The sequence below is a fragment of the Arcticibacterium sp. GJ41-1 genome (assembly GCF_055808875.1).
Map to the genome: position 1 here is coordinate 2,053,586 of NZ_CM147888.1, position 19,097 is coordinate 2,072,682.

9 protein-coding genes are annotated in these 19,097 nt (G+C 38.3%); 8 read left to right on the plus strand and 1 reads right to left on the minus strand.

Annotation, left to right across the window (positions count from 1 at the left end; all coding sequences use genetic code 11):
* Positions 1-31 precede the first annotated feature (31 nt).
* Entirely contained in the window at positions 32-1,216 is a 1,185-nt protein-coding gene (locus tag AC0L6O_RS08305) for a multiheme c-type cytochrome (RefSeq protein WP_473307748.1), read from the plus strand.
* On the opposite strand, the gene AC0L6O_RS08310 is transcribed toward AC0L6O_RS08305, so the two are convergent.
* Entirely contained in the window at positions 1,213-5,247 is a 4,035-nt protein-coding gene (locus AC0L6O_RS08310; protein WP_473307749.1) for a hybrid sensor histidine kinase/response regulator transcription factor, read from the minus strand. The two genes, AC0L6O_RS08305 and AC0L6O_RS08310, sit on opposite strands and share 4 nt — an antisense overlap.
* 136 nt (positions 5,248-5,383) lie before the next feature.
* On the opposite strand from AC0L6O_RS08310, the gene AC0L6O_RS08315 reads away from it, so the two are divergent.
* From AC0L6O_RS08315 to AC0L6O_RS08345, 7 genes are all read left to right on the plus strand, one after another.
* Positions 5,384-8,611, plus strand: a complete 3,228-nt coding sequence (locus AC0L6O_RS08315) for a SusC/RagA family TonB-linked outer membrane protein (RefSeq protein WP_473307750.1) — start codon at positions 5,384-5,386, stop codon at positions 8,609-8,611.
* 33 nt (positions 8,612-8,644) lie between these two features.
* Positions 8,645-10,150, plus strand: coding sequence for a RagB/SusD family nutrient uptake outer membrane protein (locus tag AC0L6O_RS08320; RefSeq protein ID WP_473307752.1), 1,506 nt, complete (start codon positions 8,645-8,647; stop codon positions 10,148-10,150).
* Positions 10,151-10,416: 266 nt separating this feature from the next.
* The gene (locus AC0L6O_RS08325) at positions 10,417-11,448 is read left to right on the plus strand and encodes a GntR family transcriptional regulator (RefSeq protein WP_473307753.1); all 1,032 of its coding nucleotides are present in this window, start codon (positions 10,417-10,419) and stop codon (positions 11,446-11,448) included.
* A gap of 1 nt (position 11,449) precedes the next feature.
* Entirely contained in the window at positions 11,450-14,731 is a 3,282-nt protein-coding gene (locus tag AC0L6O_RS08330) for a VCBS repeat-containing protein (RefSeq protein ID WP_473307754.1), read from the plus strand.
* 14 nt (positions 14,732-14,745) lie between these two features.
* Entirely contained in the window at positions 14,746-16,404 is a 1,659-nt protein-coding gene (locus AC0L6O_RS08335; RefSeq protein ID WP_473307755.1) for a PKD domain-containing protein, read from the plus strand.
* Between the two features lie 465 nt (positions 16,405-16,869).
* Positions 16,870-18,099 (plus strand): Hsp70 family protein, encoded by a 1,230-nt coding sequence (locus AC0L6O_RS08340; protein ID WP_473307757.1) that lies wholly within the window; start codon positions 16,870-16,872, stop codon positions 18,097-18,099.
* 315 nt (positions 18,100-18,414) lie between these two features.
* Positions 18,415-19,050: a YdeI/OmpD-associated family protein gene (locus AC0L6O_RS08345; RefSeq protein ID WP_473307758.1), complete on the plus strand. Its 636-nt coding sequence runs from the start codon at positions 18,415-18,417 to the stop codon at positions 19,048-19,050.
* The last annotated feature ends 47 nt before the right edge of the window (positions 19,051-19,097 follow it).

The window sequence follows — 19,097 nt, forward strand, 5'->3', positions numbered from 1 at the left end:
CTTTGATGTATTTTTGTTAAAATAGAAATTATTGAAGAGAATAATCTACGTTCTTATTTTCGTCGGTTTTGTAGCTGCCGCCGTTTATGCCATCTTTTTTAGAGATAAGGTAATGCCTTTGACCCAGTCTTGGGAAACCCCTATACCACATCAAGAAATTCCAGAAGGACTGGTTTCTTTAAAGTCGGAAGATTGTGGTGTGTGCCACCAAGAGCATTATGCTGAATGGAAATTAGCGACCCACGCTCATGCATGGACAGACCTTCAGTTTCAGGCAGAACTTCAAAAAGAGTCAAGCCCTTTTATGTGCATTAATTGCCATATTCCGCTTCAAAACCAACAAGAAGAAATAGTTACAGGACTTATCAATGGTGACATTTATAGACCTGTAAAAGAGCGAAACCCATTCTTTGACCCAGTACTTCAGCAGGAAGGTATAAACTGTGCTAGCTGTCATGTACGGAATAATGAAATTATAGGAACACAAGGCACAGGAATGGCTCCACATAAAGTGAAGGTGGCTCCTGAATTACTATCTGAGAATCTTTGTATTTCTTGTCATAATGCTAATGCCGTAATCACGCCAACGTTGGCCTGTACTTTTGAAACAGGAGATGAGTGGAAAGCAGGGCCATTTTATGGAGAGAAAAACTGCAAAGATTGCCATATGGAAGATGTGGAAAGAAGTATAGTGCCTGGTTTTCCTGTAAGAAAAAGTCATCGTCATTTCTTTTCAGGTTCAGGAATTCCAAAGTTTGATTCAGTTAAAACCACCATGCTGAATGGTTATAATTTCTATCCAGATAAACTGGCTAAATCTTATTTGAATGAGGAAGCATTCATTTATAAACTAAGGTTAAAAAACGAGAACGCAGGTCATAAAGTACCAACAGGAGACCCAGAACGCTTTTTCTTGATAGAATTAACACTTTCAACAGAAACCGGAAAACTAATAAAGACAGAGAAGTACCGAATAGGAGAGGAGTGGGAATGGTACCCTGAGGCTAAAAAAAATTCTGATAATAACATGCTTCCTGGCGAAGAACGAACTTTCAAAATTGAAACGGACATAAATCAAAAAGGGACTTACGTTTTGAAAGCTAAAGTGACCAAACATAGACTTAATAAAGAAAACGCCGAGTATAATAAACTTGGAGAAAAGTATCCTTTGTTTGTAACGGTGTTTGAAGAGCTTCAAACCTTTAACGTAGATTAAACGTCCTTTCCTTCTTTTCTATACTTTAAAGGAGACACGCCAAATTCCTTTTTAAAACATCTACTGAAGTACGAGGGGTCATTGAATCCAACTTGCCAAGCTATTTCCGAAACATTGAAATGACCACTATCCATTAGCTGGATGGCTCGTTTTAGTCTGACTTGTCTAATAAATTCTGTTCCAGAAAGATTCATAATGGCCTTTAGCTTTCTGTAAAACTGCATACGGCTCATATTCATGGCCAGTTCTAGCTGTTCTGAGTCAAAGTTGGCATCGTCAATATTGGCTTCAATAAAATCAACAGCCTTCTGAATAAACTGTTCTTCCATTACTGGTAGCTCTATTTCAGATGGCGATGCTAAAATCTTGTTACTCCATTTATCTCTTAGCAGTTGACGGTTTTTGATAAGGCTTTTGACCTTAGTTTCTAAAATATTCAGGTTAAATGGTTTGGTGATATAATCATCAATTCCCATATCAAAAGCCTCTATTTGACTGGTATTAGCAGACCTAGAAGTTAAAAGTAGAAACGGAATATGACTTGTTTTTTCACTCTTTCTAAGAGCTCTACAAAACTCTGTTCCGTCCATTTCAGGCATAAGCCAATCCGAAATTACCAAGTCAGGAACTTCACTTTTAGCTTTTTCTATTCCTTTTTTACCGTTTTCTGCTGTAATAACTCTGTAGTCTTCTAAGAAGCACTCTTGCAAGTATTGGCGTAACTCCTCGTTATCCTCTACTATGAGTAAAAGAGGCTTTAAGGTGTTAGTATATACATCAGAGCTTTGAGTGGTTTCTATGCTGTGTTTGACTGTTTTTAGCTTCGGTATATCCAAGCCTTTGGCTGCATTAAGCCAGTCTTTAGGATACTGTGAAGCTGCCATGGGTAGTTGAATGTGAAATGCTGTACCTACCTCTTGATGGCTTTCTACTTTAATGGTTCCAAGGTGTAAGTCGACCAGCTCTTTGGTAAGTGCCAGCCCTATTCCTGAGCCTGTTTTCTTCTGTCTAGTTTCTCCCTGAGTTTGATAAAATCGTTCAAAAAGGTGTGACATATCTTGCTCTGAAATACCTATTCCAGAGTCTTCTACCACTAAGCTTAATTGCTGCGTAGCTTGGTCTACGTTAGCTTTAACTTTAATGTCGCCTCCAGCATTAGTGAATTTAAAGGCATTTGATAATAGGTTATAAATGACTTTTTCTACAATGTCTGCGTCAAAATAACCTTGATGAGATGCTACGTTTGACTGAAAAGTGAGGGTGATGTTTTTGTTCTTCGCTAAATCTTCAAAGTATTCTACTATTCTGTTTAGAAAAGCAATGATGTCGTTCTGAGTAATTTCAGGCTTTAAACTTTGACTTTCTACTTTAGATAAATCTAATATTTGATTAATAAGTCTTAACAGCCTTTGAGCGTTTCGCTGCATCACCAAAAATTGGTGTTTGACTTGACTCTTTTGACTTCTGTCGTTTATGAGTTTATCTAATGGTGTTAAAATAAGAGTAAGCGGCGTTCTGAATTCATGTGAGATGTTGGTGAAGAAGTTAGATTTAGTATCGTCTAGTGCCTTTATGGCTTCCGCTTCTAACTGCTTAATCCTAATGTCTGCTTTTAAACGCTCTCGTATTAAAATGTTTTGTCGCCAAGCTACTATAGCCGCTAAAAACAAAATAGTATAAAGTCCATATGCCCACCAGCTTCTGTACCATGGTGGTAAAACTATAATTTTGACCATTTTTGCCTCACTCCATGGACTATTGCCTTCAGCCGCTTTTACCATAAACGTATAGGTACCTTCGGTCAAATTAGAATACGGAGCTGTACGCTGAGCACCCACATAATTCCAGTCGGTATCAAAACCTGATAGCTTATAGGCGTATTTTATGTTATGGTAAGGGTGGAAAGAGAGAGCGGTATATTCAATAGAGAAAATGTTTTGAGAAGGTGTGAAAACCAATTCCGTGGCTTGGGTCATATCAAGTTTTGTAGGTGCACTGCTACTTTCTTGGTCTATGGACTCGTTAAATATCTTTAAGTCGGTTAGATATGGGTTAGGGGCTGAGGTTATTTTTCTGACCTGTTCTGGCTTGAAAACTACCATGCCTTGCATGTTTCCAAAGGCCAAGTCACCATTTGGCAACTGAGATGCAGCTTCTTTAACAAACTCATGACCTACTAAACCGTCAGACTGATTATAATTCTCGAACTTTTCAGAAAATGGGTCGTATCGTGACATGCCAGAATTAGTGGCTATCCATAAATTCTGTTGACGGTCTTCTAAAATGCTAGATACATTATTGTTTATGAGACCATCTTGTTTGTTATGGGTTTGAAAAGTTTCTGTTTTTGGGTCAAACAATAAGAGTCCGCAGCCACTGGTACCAATCCATATTCTCTTTTGAAGGTCTTCATGCATGGTTGAAATAGCATTGCATGGCAAAGAGCCTACCTTTTCATCTGCTGTGAAAATCTTTACTTCATCGGTTTTTAGATTCCACCTTACCAGCCCAGATATATAAGTGCCAATCCAGAGATTGTTATTGGAGTCTTCGTAAAGGAGATTAATGTCATATTCCTTTAGGATTTTTACGAGAGTGGTATGGGTTACTCTTTCTACCAACTTTGTGTTTTCATCAAAGAGATATAATTCTCTCTCCATGGTGCCTATCCAAACTTTTCCATCTCCTGCTCTTGCAAAAGTTTTGACTGATTTACTTCCTTTCAGTTTAAAGGGAATAAACTTTCCTGAGCTAGTTTCATAAAGCGAAAAGCCTTCGGTCCATGTAGATATCAGAATGTTTCCATTTTTGGTAGCTAAAAGGTCATTGATGTCATTACTCGGTAAAGAAGAATTTTCGGTGGTATAGCGTTGGAATTTCTTTCTGTTCTTAGAAATGACGGTAAGACCTTTGGTAGAACTAACCCAAATATTATCAGCATCATCATGGGCAAGGGCTGTAACTCGGTCGGTCAGTAAGCTTTGAGCGTTAAAAGGTTGATGCCTAAATGAGTTAAACTTTTCGGTCTCTGCATATTTTATGTTGATGCCACCCTGCCAAGTGCCTATTACTATATTTCCATCTCTATCACATATTCCTTTTTTTAAAGCATGTGTACTTAAAGCTTTGTCATTATCAGGGTCGGGAAATAAATAGACCTTTTTAGAGCTGTCTCCATTAGGATAGAAAAATGCACCGTAGTCTGTAAGAATCCATAAGTTTCTATCATGGTCTTCTATAAGGTCTGTAATTAGATTAACAGTTTCATATAAGTTTGGGTCTAGTAATTCCTGTCTAAAGCTTTTAGTTTGAATGTTAAATTCAAAAAGACCGCTTCCTGCTGTACCTACCCATATTCTTCCTTGCGAATCTTTCTTTATAAAGGTGATAGAATAATGGAAAGGTTTTTCACTTGATTTTTTTGGTATTTTAAACGTTGATATGGCCTTAGATGTAGGGTTGAAAATCATAACTTCTCCCTGTTTGTTACCCACCCACATGAGGTCTTGCTCATCTTTGAAAAGGGCTGTTACTGATTTTCTTAAACTAGTTACCTTGGTTCTATTAATTTCTTTGGTTTGGTAGTCGTAATAGAAAAGGCCAAACTCCATGGTACCTATCCATAATTTGCCCTCGCTTTCAGCAAATGTCGAAATACTTAAGTTCTCTACTTCATTTCCTCCTATTGAAATAGAGTGTTGTTGAAAGGTTTTTCCATCATCATTTAGTCTACATAGTTTATTGTTTCGGGTAGAAACCCAAATGCTGTTTTTAGAATCAGCAAATACATTGGTGATGTCATTGATGGGTAAGCTGTTTGGATTCTCTAAGTCATGCCTAAAAACCTTGAAATCATAGCCGTCAAACCTATTTAACCCATCAGAGGTAGCAAACCAAAAGAAGCCTTTTTTGTCTTGAATTACTTGCCAAACATTACTTTGGGATAATCCGTCAGCCGTGGTGAGATGCTTAAAATCTATCTGAGCATAAGCGGTGCTAAGGAGTAGATTTAAGAGCAATACTTTCTTCAAAAACGACATGGTTAAACAGACAGAATAGGATAAAAAAATCCTCGAAAGATACAAATTTAGCATTTCAATCAATTATTCTCACCTAGTAAAATAGATTATGAACCAAAATTACTCCTGTTTTAAATTTCTGGTTTCGATGGCAATCGTGTTCTTTCTTTGCCTCGAAACGCAGGCTCAAACAAAGACGGTAAATGGTACCGTCACTGATGGCTTGGATAACACAGCACTACCTGGGGCTAGTGTTCTGGTAAGCGGAACCACCGTAGGAACTATTACCGATATGAATGGAAAGTTTAGCCTGACAGTACCTGCGTCAGCTAAGTCACTTGTTTTTTCTTATGTAGGTTATGTTCTTCAAAATGTTCCCATTACTGGTGCTAGCGAATACAATGTTGTATTAAATGCTGAGGAAGGTACACTTAATGAAGTGGTGGTTATAGGTTATGGTTCTAGAGAAAAGAAAGACCTAACTGGTGCCATATCCACGGTATCTTCTAAAGACATCTCAAAAAGTGTAGCACAGTCTCCTGAATTAGCTATGCAAGGTCGTATGGCTGGTGTTTTTGTTTCTACACCAGGTGGAAGTTCTTTTGCTAGACCTCAAGTAAGAATCAGAGGGATAAGTACATTTGGCTACGCCGAACCCCTATATGTAGTTGATGGAATTCCGTTAACGGAGTATGGTAGCGGTACCACAGATGGATTAACTGGTGATATTAGAGGTAGTGTCAATGTTTTGGCCATGATAAATCCTAATGACATCGAGTCTATGTCTGTGCTGAAAGATGCTTCGGCTGCAGCTATTTATGGTGTTAGAGCTGCCAATGGTGTTATTTTGATAACTACTAAGAAAGGTAAGTCTGGTGCTCCAAAGATTGACATGTCTATATCACATAGTGTTCAGAATGTGACAAAGAAGCTAGATATGTTGGATGTAAATCAGTATGTCAACCTTTACAGAGAAGCTTATGCAAATAATCCTAATGAGGCAGGAAATCTTCCTGACCAGTTTGATGCTTCTAGTCCTAACTACCTTGGCAATAGGGAAACCTATGATTGGCAAACGCCACTTATAAATTCGAATGCTCCAAATACGGATTACAGTTTGAGAGTGTCTGGAGGAAATGAGTTTACCAAATATTACGTTTCTGGTGGTTACAGTACCACAGAGGGTTCGCTTCAAGGAAATGCTATGGATAGGCTCTCATTGGCAATGAATATAGATAGTAAAGTCAATAAATATATTTCTACTGGCGTAAATTTCAGATTATCGCATAATAAAGTACTTGACCAAGGAGCTTATGGCGATTTAAGATATGCTGCTGAAACATCTCCATGGCAACCAATTTATGACCCAAATGGTCCTTATGGTTATGCTCCATCAATCAGTGTTAACTTTATTCCTAATCCTGAATTAGGACAAGTTTTTGAAAACTTTACCCGTCCACAGTATTTGCCATCTATTCCTCCTTATGTTTTTGATGGTGACGTAAATCTTCTTTACGGCCCAGAAACTAATTCAAATGGTTTTGGACGTGCGGCTACTTCGGATAATAGGTACACTTTACTTAGAAATATGGGTTCAGCATTTGCACAAATAGAGCCTATTCCTGGTTTGAAAATAAAAGGTACAATGAGTGTTGACTGGCTTTATAATAGAAGAAATTCTTGGACAGAATTTGATAATTATCTTTTCTCACAAACTGCCGGGAACCCGTACACTATAGGAGACGGAACGTCAAAAGGTAGTTACGGAGAACGTCACACTAAGAATCTGAATATCATAAAAGAGTTTAGTATTAACTATACCAAGGTTATTAACCAAAACCATCATTTAGATTTATTGGTAAATGCCATGGACCAGAACTATTCTTACGAATACATGAGCGGAAATTCTTCTCAAATATTGTTTTCTGAAGAAGCCTTTAGGAATATTAATACAGTACAGCCTTATGTTACTTCGGCCTCATTTAGAGAGAAAAATGCACTTCAAGGCTATTTAGGAAGAGTAAGTTATCATTACAAAAGTAAGTATTATTTAGACGCTACGGTAAGAAGAGACGGTGCTTCAAGATTTGCTCCGGGTTATAAGTGGGGAACATTCCCAGCGGTTTCAGCTGCATGGAGACTTAGTCAAGAGCCATTTATGAAAGACTTGACTTTTATTGACGATTTTAAAGTAAGGGCTGGTTGGGGTAGACTAGGAAACCAAGAGACACGTTCTTTTGCTTACTTGTCTCTTATTTCTAATACTCCAGATTATGCCTTTGGTTCTGGAAACGGAAACGCTATCGGAACTTTAAAAAATGGTGCAGCCTTACCTGATTTTCCTGTAGAAGATTTAAGTTGGGAAATTGGTGAAACGTATAGTTTAGGTTTTGATGCGTCGTTTTTCAAAGGAAAAATGACCACTACTATTGAGTACTATAACAGATTAACTTCTGGGATTCTACAAGCTGCGGCATTACCAGCAAGTGTTGGTAATCAAAATGCACCAATTCTAAACATTGCTGCAGTAAGAAACAAAGGGATGGAGTTTCAGTTAGGGTATAACGGAAACGTAGGCGACTTACAGTATAGCTTTAGTGGTAACCTTACCACGGTTGATAATACGGTAGAGAAAACTTTCCGTGACCAACCTTTTGGTGGCAGTGGTGGACGTATTGAAGTAGGAATGCCTATGAATTATCTATGGGGTTATAAAGTAGATGGCATATTCCAAAACCAAGGAGAAATAGATGCTTGGACAGCCACAATGACGGATGGAAATAACAATAATAATTTCCAACCGGGTGATATGTATTTCCAAGATGTAAGTGGTCCAGATGGTGTGCCTGATGGCGTAGTAAACGCAGAAGACCGTACATTTTTAGCCAATACTATTCCTGGTTTCTATTATGGATTTAATGTTGGAGCTAATTATAAGGGATTAGACCTATCTGTTTTCTTCCAAGGAGTAGGTGATATTTATAGATATAATGGCTTTAGAGCAAACGGAGAAGGAATGCTTGGTGCTGGTAATAACCAGTGGACTACAACCCTTGATAGATGGACAGAAGCAAATCCTTCTACCACCATGCCAAGAGCGGTAAGGTCTGACCCAGCCGGAAACAATAGATACTCCGATAGATTTATTGAAAGTGCCGCATTCTTACGCCTTAAAAATGTACAGTTAGGCTATGCCACACCGGCCAATATTTTAGAAAGCGTAGGCTTTATTAATGGAGCTAGAATTTATGTGGGAGGAACTAATTTATTTGTGGCTTCAAAATGGACTGGTCTTGACCCAGAAGATACAAGCCCAGGTGGAAGCTTAATTCCTCCAGTTAGGTCATTTACCACAGGTATAACGGCATCCTTTTAAAAAGAAATTCAAAACGATTTAAATAATAGATCTATGAAAAAAAGAGCATTATTCATTTTTACATTTTTGTGCTGTTCTATGCTGATTTACACCAGCTGTGATGATTCTAGAATAGACTTAGACCCGCTTTCGCCTACAGAGGCATCTTACTTTACCGAGGAAGGGCATTATACTAAATCAGTAATTGGTGTTTACGCTAAACTGACGGACCTTTATTGGTATAATGGCGGAAACTCCCTTCATGCATTATGGGAACTGCCAGGTGATGATATCACCACCACAGGTACTGCTTCTTTTGAGCTCTTCGGAACCTTGCAGCCCGCTGATGGTAAACTTAATAGTTTCTATCAAGTAACGTATCAGCTTATCAATAGAGCAAATACGACCATTCAAAAACTTAATGAAGAGTCTGGAATAATTACTACTGCTGGTTATAAGGATAACATGATGGGCGAAGCTCTCTTTCTTAGAGGCTATGGTAATTTCTTGCTTTGGAATTACTTTGGAACGGCACCTTTGATAGATGAGCGAATTCAGTCTTCTGATAAGATTACGCCTCCTAGTTCAAGCGGAACAGACTTATTAGACCAAGCTATTGCAGATTTTACGGCTGCTGCTAATCTATTGCCAAGCTCTTGGGATAATAATAACCTAGGTAGAGTGAGCAAAAGTGCTGCTAACGGTATGTTGGGTAAGTCTTTGATATTTAAAGGAAGTGCTACGCAAAGTACTGAAAGCTTCGCTGCCGCTTTGGCTGCTTTGGATAAAATAACTGATAGAGAATTAGTTGCGGACTATGCCGATAACTTTAATGCTCAAACCGAGAATAATTCAGAGTCACTTTTTGAATTTCAAGCTTCTCAGCCAGATAATGATAATGTTTGGTTACCAAATGATTTCCAAGCTGGTGGTGTAGGTTCTACTTCCGCTTATTGGGGTTTTTATGAAAACCATTATTCTTTATTTGGAACAGCTCCTTTTATAGGTACACAGAAACTAATGGATGCCTTTGAAGAAGGTGACCCTAGAATAGCGTCTACTATTGACCCATCAGACTTGAGCTTTAAGAAATATTGGAGCACAGGCGACCTTAAAACTAATACAGGTGTAGGCTCTGCAAACAATCCAAGAATTTTAAGATACGCTGACATATTACTTCTAAAAGCAGAAGCTATTTTAGAAAGCGGAGGTTCGGCATCAGCAGCTATAGATTTAATTAATGAGGTTAGAACTAGAGCTAGAAATATGAATCCGGAAGGAACTGCTCCTGCTAATTATAGTACAGCCGAGTCTGATAAAGCTAAAGTTTTTGACTGGATTAATAAAGAAAGATTAATGGAGCTGGCAGGTGAAGAGGGCACCAGATGGTTAGACCTTAGAAGATGGCACATGGCAGGAAAAATCAACTTAGGAGCAGGCTATGATTTTAGCTCAGCTAGAGATGATGTTTCCTTTGACGTCTCTAAAAATCTTTATTTCCCAATACCGTTAAATGAAATTGATTTAAACCCGAATGTGCAGCAAAATACGGGTTACTAAAATATAAGGTTTAAGTAAGTAAAGTGAATTTTCTTGAATATGGCCCAGTCTTTTGACTGGGCTTTATCTTTTATTATCAGTTGGTTATGGGAGCCTTGTGCGTAATGTCCTGTTTTTTGTGCGATTTGTCCTAATAGCTTGGAGGCCATCAAAGTACATTTGAACCATAGAAAAACAACCCGAATTGAAATTGACTAGGAAGCTTTATAATATCAGATTGTAAGCTTTATCACCAGTCAATTTCGAAAGAAATAAAACTAATAATTATGAGAGAATTAGCCTACACTAACGATGCATGCTTTGCTATTGATGAGCGAAGCGAAACTCCAAAATTTTTACAAATAGCCAATAGGATTTTATCGCAAATAGAAGATGGTATTTACCAACCTGGCGATAGATTACCTTCCATTAATGAAACCAGTGAAGAGTTTCTGATGGCAAGAGCAACGGTAGAAAAAGCATACAAAAAACTTTTTCAAAGTGGCCACGTGAAGTCTACTTATCGGAAAGGTTTTTTCATTACAGAGCAAAAGAAAGTAAAGCGAGTGCTATTGATATTTGGCAAAATAACAGAGAACACCCTAGCCATTTATAATAGTTTATCGTCGCAGTTAGATAAGACCTATAAGATTGATATCTGTCTGCATGAATATAGAAAAGAATACCTTTTAGAGCGACTAGAAAAACAAGCGGGAGACTATCATCACTTTGTAGTGGTTTCATCACATCTTAATGAAGCAAATGACATGAAAGATGGCTTCAGTAAAATACCTAATGAAAGACTTATTTTCATTGATTCGGAACAGACAGATGCCTTATCAGCTTGCTCTAGCATCAATTATAGCAACTATGCTAACTTCAAAAATGTGCTCTTTAAAAATGCGGAGGTATTTCAAAAGTATAGAACGCTCTACTTTGTAACCACTGATAATGAATACATTCCAGCAGAATGGTACACCGAATTCTTGCTTTTTGCTAAGTTGAATAATTTAGATGCTCGCATCATCGATTCGCCAGATGAAGTAGAGGTGACCGACGGAGTCGCTTTTATGGTTTTTGATAATGCACATTTGGTGTCTATTGTCAAAGATTTAAAAAGAAAAGACTTAACTATTGGGGAAAATGTAGGCCTAGTTTCTTTTGGAGATTCTATCTATAAAGAATTGATAGCAGGCGGTATTTCAGTTATAAAAACCGATACGGAAGCTGTAAGTAACTCGCTTCGCTCAATAATCACAAAGAATCAAAAACAAAGTGTCAATATTCCGATGCTTCTTATCAAAAGGAATTCGCTTTAAAATGAGAGGTAAGTATATAATTATTGGCCTGACTTTACTGTTTGGCTGTAAACCAGCACCCGAAAAGCGGTTTCAGCTCATTTCTCCTGAAGAGTCTGGTGTCCTTTTTTCTAACGACATAGTAGAAAGTGAAACCTTCAATGTCCTAGAATTTGAATACGTCTATAACGGTGGCGGAGTGGGCATTGGCGACTTTAATAAAGATGGTTTTCTGGATATGTTTTTTACGGGAAATCAGGTTTCCTCGCAGTTATATCTAAATACTGGCGAGGGGCTTAAGTTTGAAAATGTTACGGAAACGGCAAATGTTGGTACTTCCGCTTGGTGCACAGGTGTTACCGTGGTAGATATTAACCAAGACTCCTGGCCTGATATTTACATCTCTGTCGCAGGTTTTGTAGAAGATTCTATGAAAAGGGCTAATCTTTTGTTTGTTAACCAATCAGGTGTAAACGGTGGAGAACTAACGTTCAAAGAAATGGCTAGGGAATATGGCTTAGACGATATGGGCTACAGTACGCAAACGGCTTTCTTTGACTATGACCATGATGGCGATTTAGATGCCTATGTGTTAACTAATGCCTTAGAAAAATATAACAGAAACGCACTGCGGCCTAAAAAAGTCAATGGGGAAGGAGCTTCAAACGATAGACTTTATAGAAACAATGGAGCAGCCCAGCCACTGTTTGAAAATGTGTCTACCGAGGCTGGAATTTTGACCGAAGGTTATGGCTTGGGCATAGCCATAGCCGATTTAAATAATGACGGCTGGGAAGATATTTACTGCTCTAATGACTTTCTGTCAAACGATTTGATTTGGGTAAATCAGCAAGATGGCACTTTTAAAAACATGGCTGCTAGCTATTTAAAGCATCAAACGCATAATGCCATGGGTGTTGATATTGCTGATTTCAATAATGACCATTTAATGGATATAATGGTGGTAGACATGCTACCCAATACCAATGTAAGGCAAAAAATGATGCTTCCAGGAAGCAATTATGAGCGTTTTAAGATGGACCTCAAAATGGGTTATCAGCCACAATACATGCGAAACACCCTTCAAATGGCACAAGAAGGTCAATTGCAGTGGAGCGAAATATCGCAATTAGCAGGTGTAGAGAAAACTGACTGGAGCTGGGCTCCTCTTTTTGCCGATTTTGATAATGACGGACAGCGTGACCTTTTCATCTCTAACGGCTATAGGAGAGATGTAACCAATCTAGATTTTACGGCTTATTTACAAGAGTTACATGCCGGAGGTTTTGGTGACCCAACACAAAAAAGGAAGGATGCCTATAAAAAACTCATGAACCTGCCAGAGGTTAAGATTCCTAATTTTTGTTATCAAAACAAAGGGGATTTAGCTTTTGAAGATGTGTCTGAAAGTTGGGGATTAAATACACCAAGTTTCTCAAATGGAGCTGCTTATGCTGATTTTGATAACGATGGCGACTTAGATTTGGTGGTCAATAACATTGATAGCCCTGCGGGAATTTATAAGAACAATTCGAAAGAGAACAATTGGCTAAGAATAAGTTTAGAGCACAAGCTAGTGCAGGGTGCAAAACTTAAAGTGTATGCAGATTCTTTAGTTCAAACGGCTCATTTTAGCCCAACCAGAGGTTTTGTGTCTTCGGTGGAGCCATTTGTTCATTTTGGCTTAGGGAAAAGAAATAAGGTAGATTCTGTAGAGATTATTTGGCCGGACGGTCAATGTCAAACCGAAAAGGATATCCCTATAAACAAGGTTTATGATGTAGCTTATAAGCCAAATGAGAAAATGAAAAAGGAACAAACGGAATCTGCTCCAATGTTTACCGAATTGTTCAAAACTGATTTAGATTTTACTCACTTTGAAAATGAGTTTAATGATTTTGGCAGAACGCCACTTTTAATCAATAAGCAATCTGAAAATGGGCCGCCTATCGCGGTCAAAGATGCTGATGGAAATGGGATGGAAGATTTCTTCATTGGCTCTGATTATGGGCAAAAGTCCTACATTTTTTTTCAAGACCAGCATGGTGCTTTTACAAATGTTGAAGTACCCAAAGAAGCCTACTTTGAGGATACCGATGCTCTGTTTTTTGATGCAGATGGGGATGGTGACCAAGATTTATATGTGGTAAGTGGAGGAAGTCATTTAGAAGGAAACTCACAAGCATATCAAGACCGTCTTTATTTAAACGACGGAAAGGGAGGTTTTAAATGGCAGAAAGACCTATTGCCTAAAATGGATGTGAGTGGCTCCGCTGTGGTAGCTATTGATTTTGACCAAGATGGGGATTTAGACATTTTTAGAGGAAGTAGATGTGTTTCAGGGCAATATCCTATTCCTGCAAATAGCTATTTACTAGAAAACAGAGGAGGCGTATTTAAAGACATCACCCGAGAGCAAGCTCCTGAATTATTGAAAATAGGCTTAATAAATGATGCAGTTGCGGCAGATTTTAATCAAGATGGTCTGCAAGATTTGGCGATAGCAGGGGAGTGGATGCCGCTAAAAATATTCTTTGGCACTAAAAACTCAAAAGGAGCATACGCTTTGTCTTCTAAAAGTGATTTTGACACAAAATTCCCAACGGGATGGTGGAGCAGTTTGGCTGTGGCAGACTTTGACCAAGATGGCGACTTAGACATCATGGCAGGAAACCTTGGTTTAAATACCAACCTTAAAACGGCTAAATATGAACCCATTGAAATATATGCGGCAGACTTTGACCAAAATGGCTCATTAGACCCTATTGTCACACGATATCTTCATCATGAAAAATGGATGCTGGCTACCAGAGATATTTTGACTTTTCAAATCCCGTCTATGAAAAGGCGATTTCCTGATTATAGAAAATATGCGGAAGCTAGGTTTGAAGAGTCTTTTACCAAAGAAGAAATTCAATCTGCTTACCATGCTGAAATAAGTGAATTAAGAACACTCTATTTTGAGAATACGGGTTCAGCATTTGTGGCACATCAGCTGCCCATTGAAACTCAATTTAGTCCTATTTACGGCATTTTGATTGACGATTTTAATGCCGATGGCTATTCAGATGCACTTTTGGTAGGAAACTCCACAGCATCAGAAACCATTGGCGGCTGGTATGATGCCAGTTTGGGAACCTGCCTTTTGAATGATAAAAAAGGTGGTTTTACCCTCCTGAAAAACAGTGGTTTCTTGGCAAATAAAGAAGCTAAATTTATTGAAAAAATTAAGACAAAGAAGGATGCTGACTTACTGTTGGTAGGCAATAATGATGCTCGTCTTCAGGTATTTAAAAGAAATTGAAAACTAAGATTGAAATGAAATTAAATAGAATTAATATTTTACTAATCACACTTCTTGTTTTGGGCTGTAGCTCTAAAGAAGATGCAAAACCAAACTTGGCTCCCATAGTAAAGCTTGAAGCAGAATTGGTAAGTACCAATCCCTTTACTTTTGAGTTTTCGGCAGATGCTTTAGACCAAGAATTTGACCCACTTACCTACACTTGGGATTTTGGAAATGGTACTACTAAAACAGGAGCAGCTATAGAAATGGCTACTTTTGAGGCAGGAAATACTTATACGGTAAGTATTTCGGTTACAGATGGTAATTCTAGCCCTGTGAAGGCTCAGGTGAATATAAATACCAATTTTGACCTTGTTACGGTAGACCCTTCTACCAAGTTTCAAAAGATGGAAGGCTTCGGTGGTTTTGGTGGGCAAACGGAGTACTGGCGAGCTGGACCTTTTACGTCAGATAGGTTTGTCAAAGACTTGGTAGAAGACCTAGGCATAACTATTATTAGAGATGATGTACCTACCAATTTTGAAATCGTAAATGATAATGACGACCCTTTTGATACCGACTTAAGTAAGTTCAATATCAATGAGAAAATAGACGGACATCATGAACCTTTTGCCGGCAGAATACCACATTTGAAGGCTTTAAAAGAGGCAGGTGTAGAGAAATTTATTGCCTCGGTTTGGTCTCCTGCTCCATGGATGAAATGGAACAACAGCATTGATAATGGAACAGAGAATAATTCGGCACCTGCTTATACTAGAACGCCTGATGAAACTACAAACCAACTGAAAGAAGAAAATTATGAGGAATTTGCGGAGTCTATGGTGGCTTATTGCAAAATTTTCAAACGTGAAATTGGTGTTGATTTATATGCATTAAGTGTTCAAAACGAACCTCGATTTTCACAGTTTTATCAGTCATGCGTGTATGATGGCGAAGCATTAAAAGATTTGATAATTACCGTAGGAAAACGATTTAAAAAAGAGGAACTAACTACCAAACTATTTGCACCCGAAGATGTAGGCTATTTTGACGGAGTCAAATCTATGACGCTGCCTATGTTAAATGACCCAGAAACCAGAGAATACGTGGATATTATAGCCACCCACGGTTATGCTTTTGATGGAATTACGGCAGGCAGTGTAGATGCGACCACCTGGGAAACCATGTACGGCTGGGGTGCGGCATACGGAAAACCACATTGGATGACAGAAACTTCTGGCTATGAAAACTCTTTAAATGGAGCAAATGATTTAGCAAAAGCCATGTACACGGCTTTAAAATATGGGCAAGTTTCAGCTTGGGTTTTCTGGTCGCTGAGTACGCAAAACTTAGACGCTTACAGTCTGATGAATGCGGCAGGCGAAAAGTCAAAAAGATATTATGTGAGTAAGCAGTTTTATAAATACATAAGACCAAATGCCTACAGAGTAGCATCTAGCTCCACGGATGATATTCTGACACTCGCTTTTGAAAATGAGGGCGTGTCTACCGTAGTATTAATTAATGTTTCTGAAGAAGGTAAAGCTGTGCAGCTAAGGGGTGGTGCTAATAATTATAGACTAATTAGAACAGGAGAAAAAAGTGATGCGGAGGAAATAGCTGGAATAGGCAAAGAAGAAATCTTTATAGTGCCTGCCAAAGGTGTGGTGACGCTTTATACAGGAAACTAGAATTGATGTGGTTAGATATAAACTAATCTCAGAAAAACCTCATTAGGGGCGAAACATCGGTAAAAAAAAGGGTTAAGCCCGTCATGAACAAAGAGCCCGAAAGAGCATTTGGCGGGATTTTGACAGTTAAAGCCAAAGTCATGATTGAGCAAAGCCCCATTCGGGGCGAAACATTGGTAAAAAAATGGGTGTAAGCCGTCATGAACAAAGCCCCTCCAAGGAGCACTTGGCGAGATTTTGGCAAGCCCCATTAGGGGCGAAACATCGGTAAAAAGGACTAATCCATAATGAACACAGTCCCCCAAAGAGCATTTGGCGGGATTTTGGCCTAAAAAGCCAAAATCATGACAAATGTATTATCCCCTATGATTCTAAAATTGAAACCTTTTTACGATTATTTCAAAAGGTATGGGAGAGTTTAAAATCTGAAAGGCTACTTTTGCAGCCCATTTTTAATTTCCTCTCATGCCCAACTTTATATATGGTGTCGATTTTGGAACTACCAATTCTGCACTAGCTATTTTAGACCTTGACAAAAATGAGGTAGTCAAAGTATTTACCATGCCTTCTGTGCTTTTTTTTCCAAATATGGAACATGGCTTTTCCTTTTTTACAGGGAAAGAGGCTATTGAGAAATATGTGGAAAGTAGGTCTGACGGGCGATTGATGAAATCCATAAAGTCTGTATTGCCGATTAAGAGTTTCACGCATACTATAATAGCCAACAAAGTGTTTAAGCCAGAAGATTTGGTGGCTTTGATAATAACTGCCTTAAAGAAACAGGCAGATGACTATTTAGGCGTGATAGTAACAAAAGCGGTGATAGGAAGACCCGTAGTTTTTAGTGAAGAACCTGAGAAAGAAGCTATCGCTCAAAAGCGTTTAGAAAATGCGGTTAAATTATCAGGATTTGAGGAAGCGAAGTACCAGATGGAGCCCATAGCGGCGGCATTTACCTACGAACGCTCCCTTAAAAAAGAAGAATTGGTTTTGGTGGCAGACTTTGGCGGAGGTACATCCGACTTTACACTGATGCATTTAGGAGCAAATAAATCGCATGACGAAATAGTGCAGGGGGGTATTTATATAGGAGGAGATAATTTTGACTCTAAACTCATGTGGCATAAAGGAACCCCACATTTTGGCAGAGGAGTAAAAGAGAAGTTTTTTGAGAAATTGGTGCCTTTACCGCTTTCATATTTTGTCAATATCACTACTTGGGCAAAAATGAACTTCTTAAATACCAATAAGATGCGTGAGGCTATTCGCAAATCTTATTTCAGGTCTGGCGATAACCCAAAAGTAAAGAACCTACTCACTTTGATAGAGCAAAACTTAGGCTATTACCTGTTTCAAAAAGTAGAAAAAACAAAGATAGACCTGACCAAGAAAGATACAGCAACTTTTGCTTATCAGGAAGACGAAATTGATTTTAAAGAAGAAGTTTCAGTCAAAGAATTTGAAGAGGAAATTATAGCAGAAGAGCTTCAAAAAATCAGTGCTTACCTAGATGAGTTTTTATTAAAAAACAATGCTACTTATGAATCCATCGATTCTGTTTTTATGACGGGTGGTACATCGATGGTTAGGGCTTTGCAAAATGTGTTTTTAGAGAAATTTGGCGAAGCCAAAATCAAATCAGGCGATAACTTTAACAGTGTGGCCATGGGCTTGGCTTATAGTTACAAGAAATGACTCATAGTAATAGTAAAAGAATGTAAATTCCTTATGTCGCCCTGTACTGTTTGAATACGGTCAAAATTTAACCCATAAAGCTAAATTAAAACTTGACTTTACAGGATTTTGAGCGTGTGAGTTTACAGGACGGTCGGCCGCTGCCGTGTTGCTTTTTTTGGTTCGTTTTTTTCAAACGGTGCGGCGACCCGCAAAAAATGAAATCCCGGCTGGAAGGCCAACGGAATAAAATGTGAATCTGAGAAGAAGAACTGTAATTAAGTAGCATTTAAAGCAATTTGATACTTATTTTTATCACAAGAAAAAACCATTAAAATGAATCCAAAGGTAGACGACTATATAGGCAGAATAAAGCAGTGGCAAAAAGAAGCTGCTCTGTTAAGAACCATTCTTTTAGACTGTGGCCTAACAGAAGAGTACAAATGGCGTGTGCCTTGTTATACTTTTAATGGGAGCAACATTGCCTTATTTGGCAACTTTAAGGAGTATTGTACCCTTAGCTTTTTCAAAGGAGTGTTGTTAAATGACGCGAAAGGCATTTTAGTTTCGCCTGGTGAAAACTCACAGTCGGTAAAAATGGCTCGCTTTACCAGTTTACAAGATATTGTAGATTTAGAAGCCACGCTCAAAGCCTATATCTATGAAGCCATAGAAGTAGAAAAAGCAGGTCTAAAAATAGATAAGCCCAAAAGTAAGAACTTAGAGTTTCCGGAAGAGTTATTACAGAAGTTTGAAGAAGACAAAGCTTTTAAAACAGCTTTTGAAGCATTAACCCCAGGCCGACAGCGAGCCTATAATCTGCATTTTACAGGTGCTAAACAATCCGCTACTCGTCTTTCAAGAATTGAGAAATATACCGACAGAATTAAGAACGGAATAGGTATAAATGATTGTGTATGCGGTCATACCAAAAGAAAGCCGACTTGTGATGGCTCGCATAAGTATCTTTAAGGTCGTATAGTAGAAAAATGAACGATAGTTTTTGGCTACAAAAATGA

Coding starts and splice junctions, on each gene's coding strand:
- AC0L6O_RS08335 (WP_473307755.1), top strand. CDS start 14,746: ATGAAATTAAATAGAATTAATATTTTACTAATCACACTTCTTGTTTTG.
- AC0L6O_RS08315 (WP_473307750.1), top strand. CDS start 5,384: ATGGCAATCGTGTTCTTTCTTTGCCTCGAAACGCAGGCTCAAACAAAG.
- AC0L6O_RS08340 (WP_473307757.1), top strand. CDS start 16,870: ATGCCCAACTTTATATATGGTGTCGATTTTGGAACTACCAATTCTGCA.
- AC0L6O_RS08345 (WP_473307758.1), top strand. CDS start 18,415: ATGAATCCAAAGGTAGACGACTATATAGGCAGAATAAAGCAGTGGCAA.
- AC0L6O_RS08320 (WP_473307752.1), top strand. CDS start 8,645: ATGAAAAAAAGAGCATTATTCATTTTTACATTTTTGTGCTGTTCTATG.
- AC0L6O_RS08330 (WP_473307754.1), top strand. CDS start 11,450: ATGAGAGGTAAGTATATAATTATTGGCCTGACTTTACTGTTTGGCTGT.
- AC0L6O_RS08325 (WP_473307753.1), top strand. CDS start 10,417: ATGAGAGAATTAGCCTACACTAACGATGCATGCTTTGCTATTGATGAG.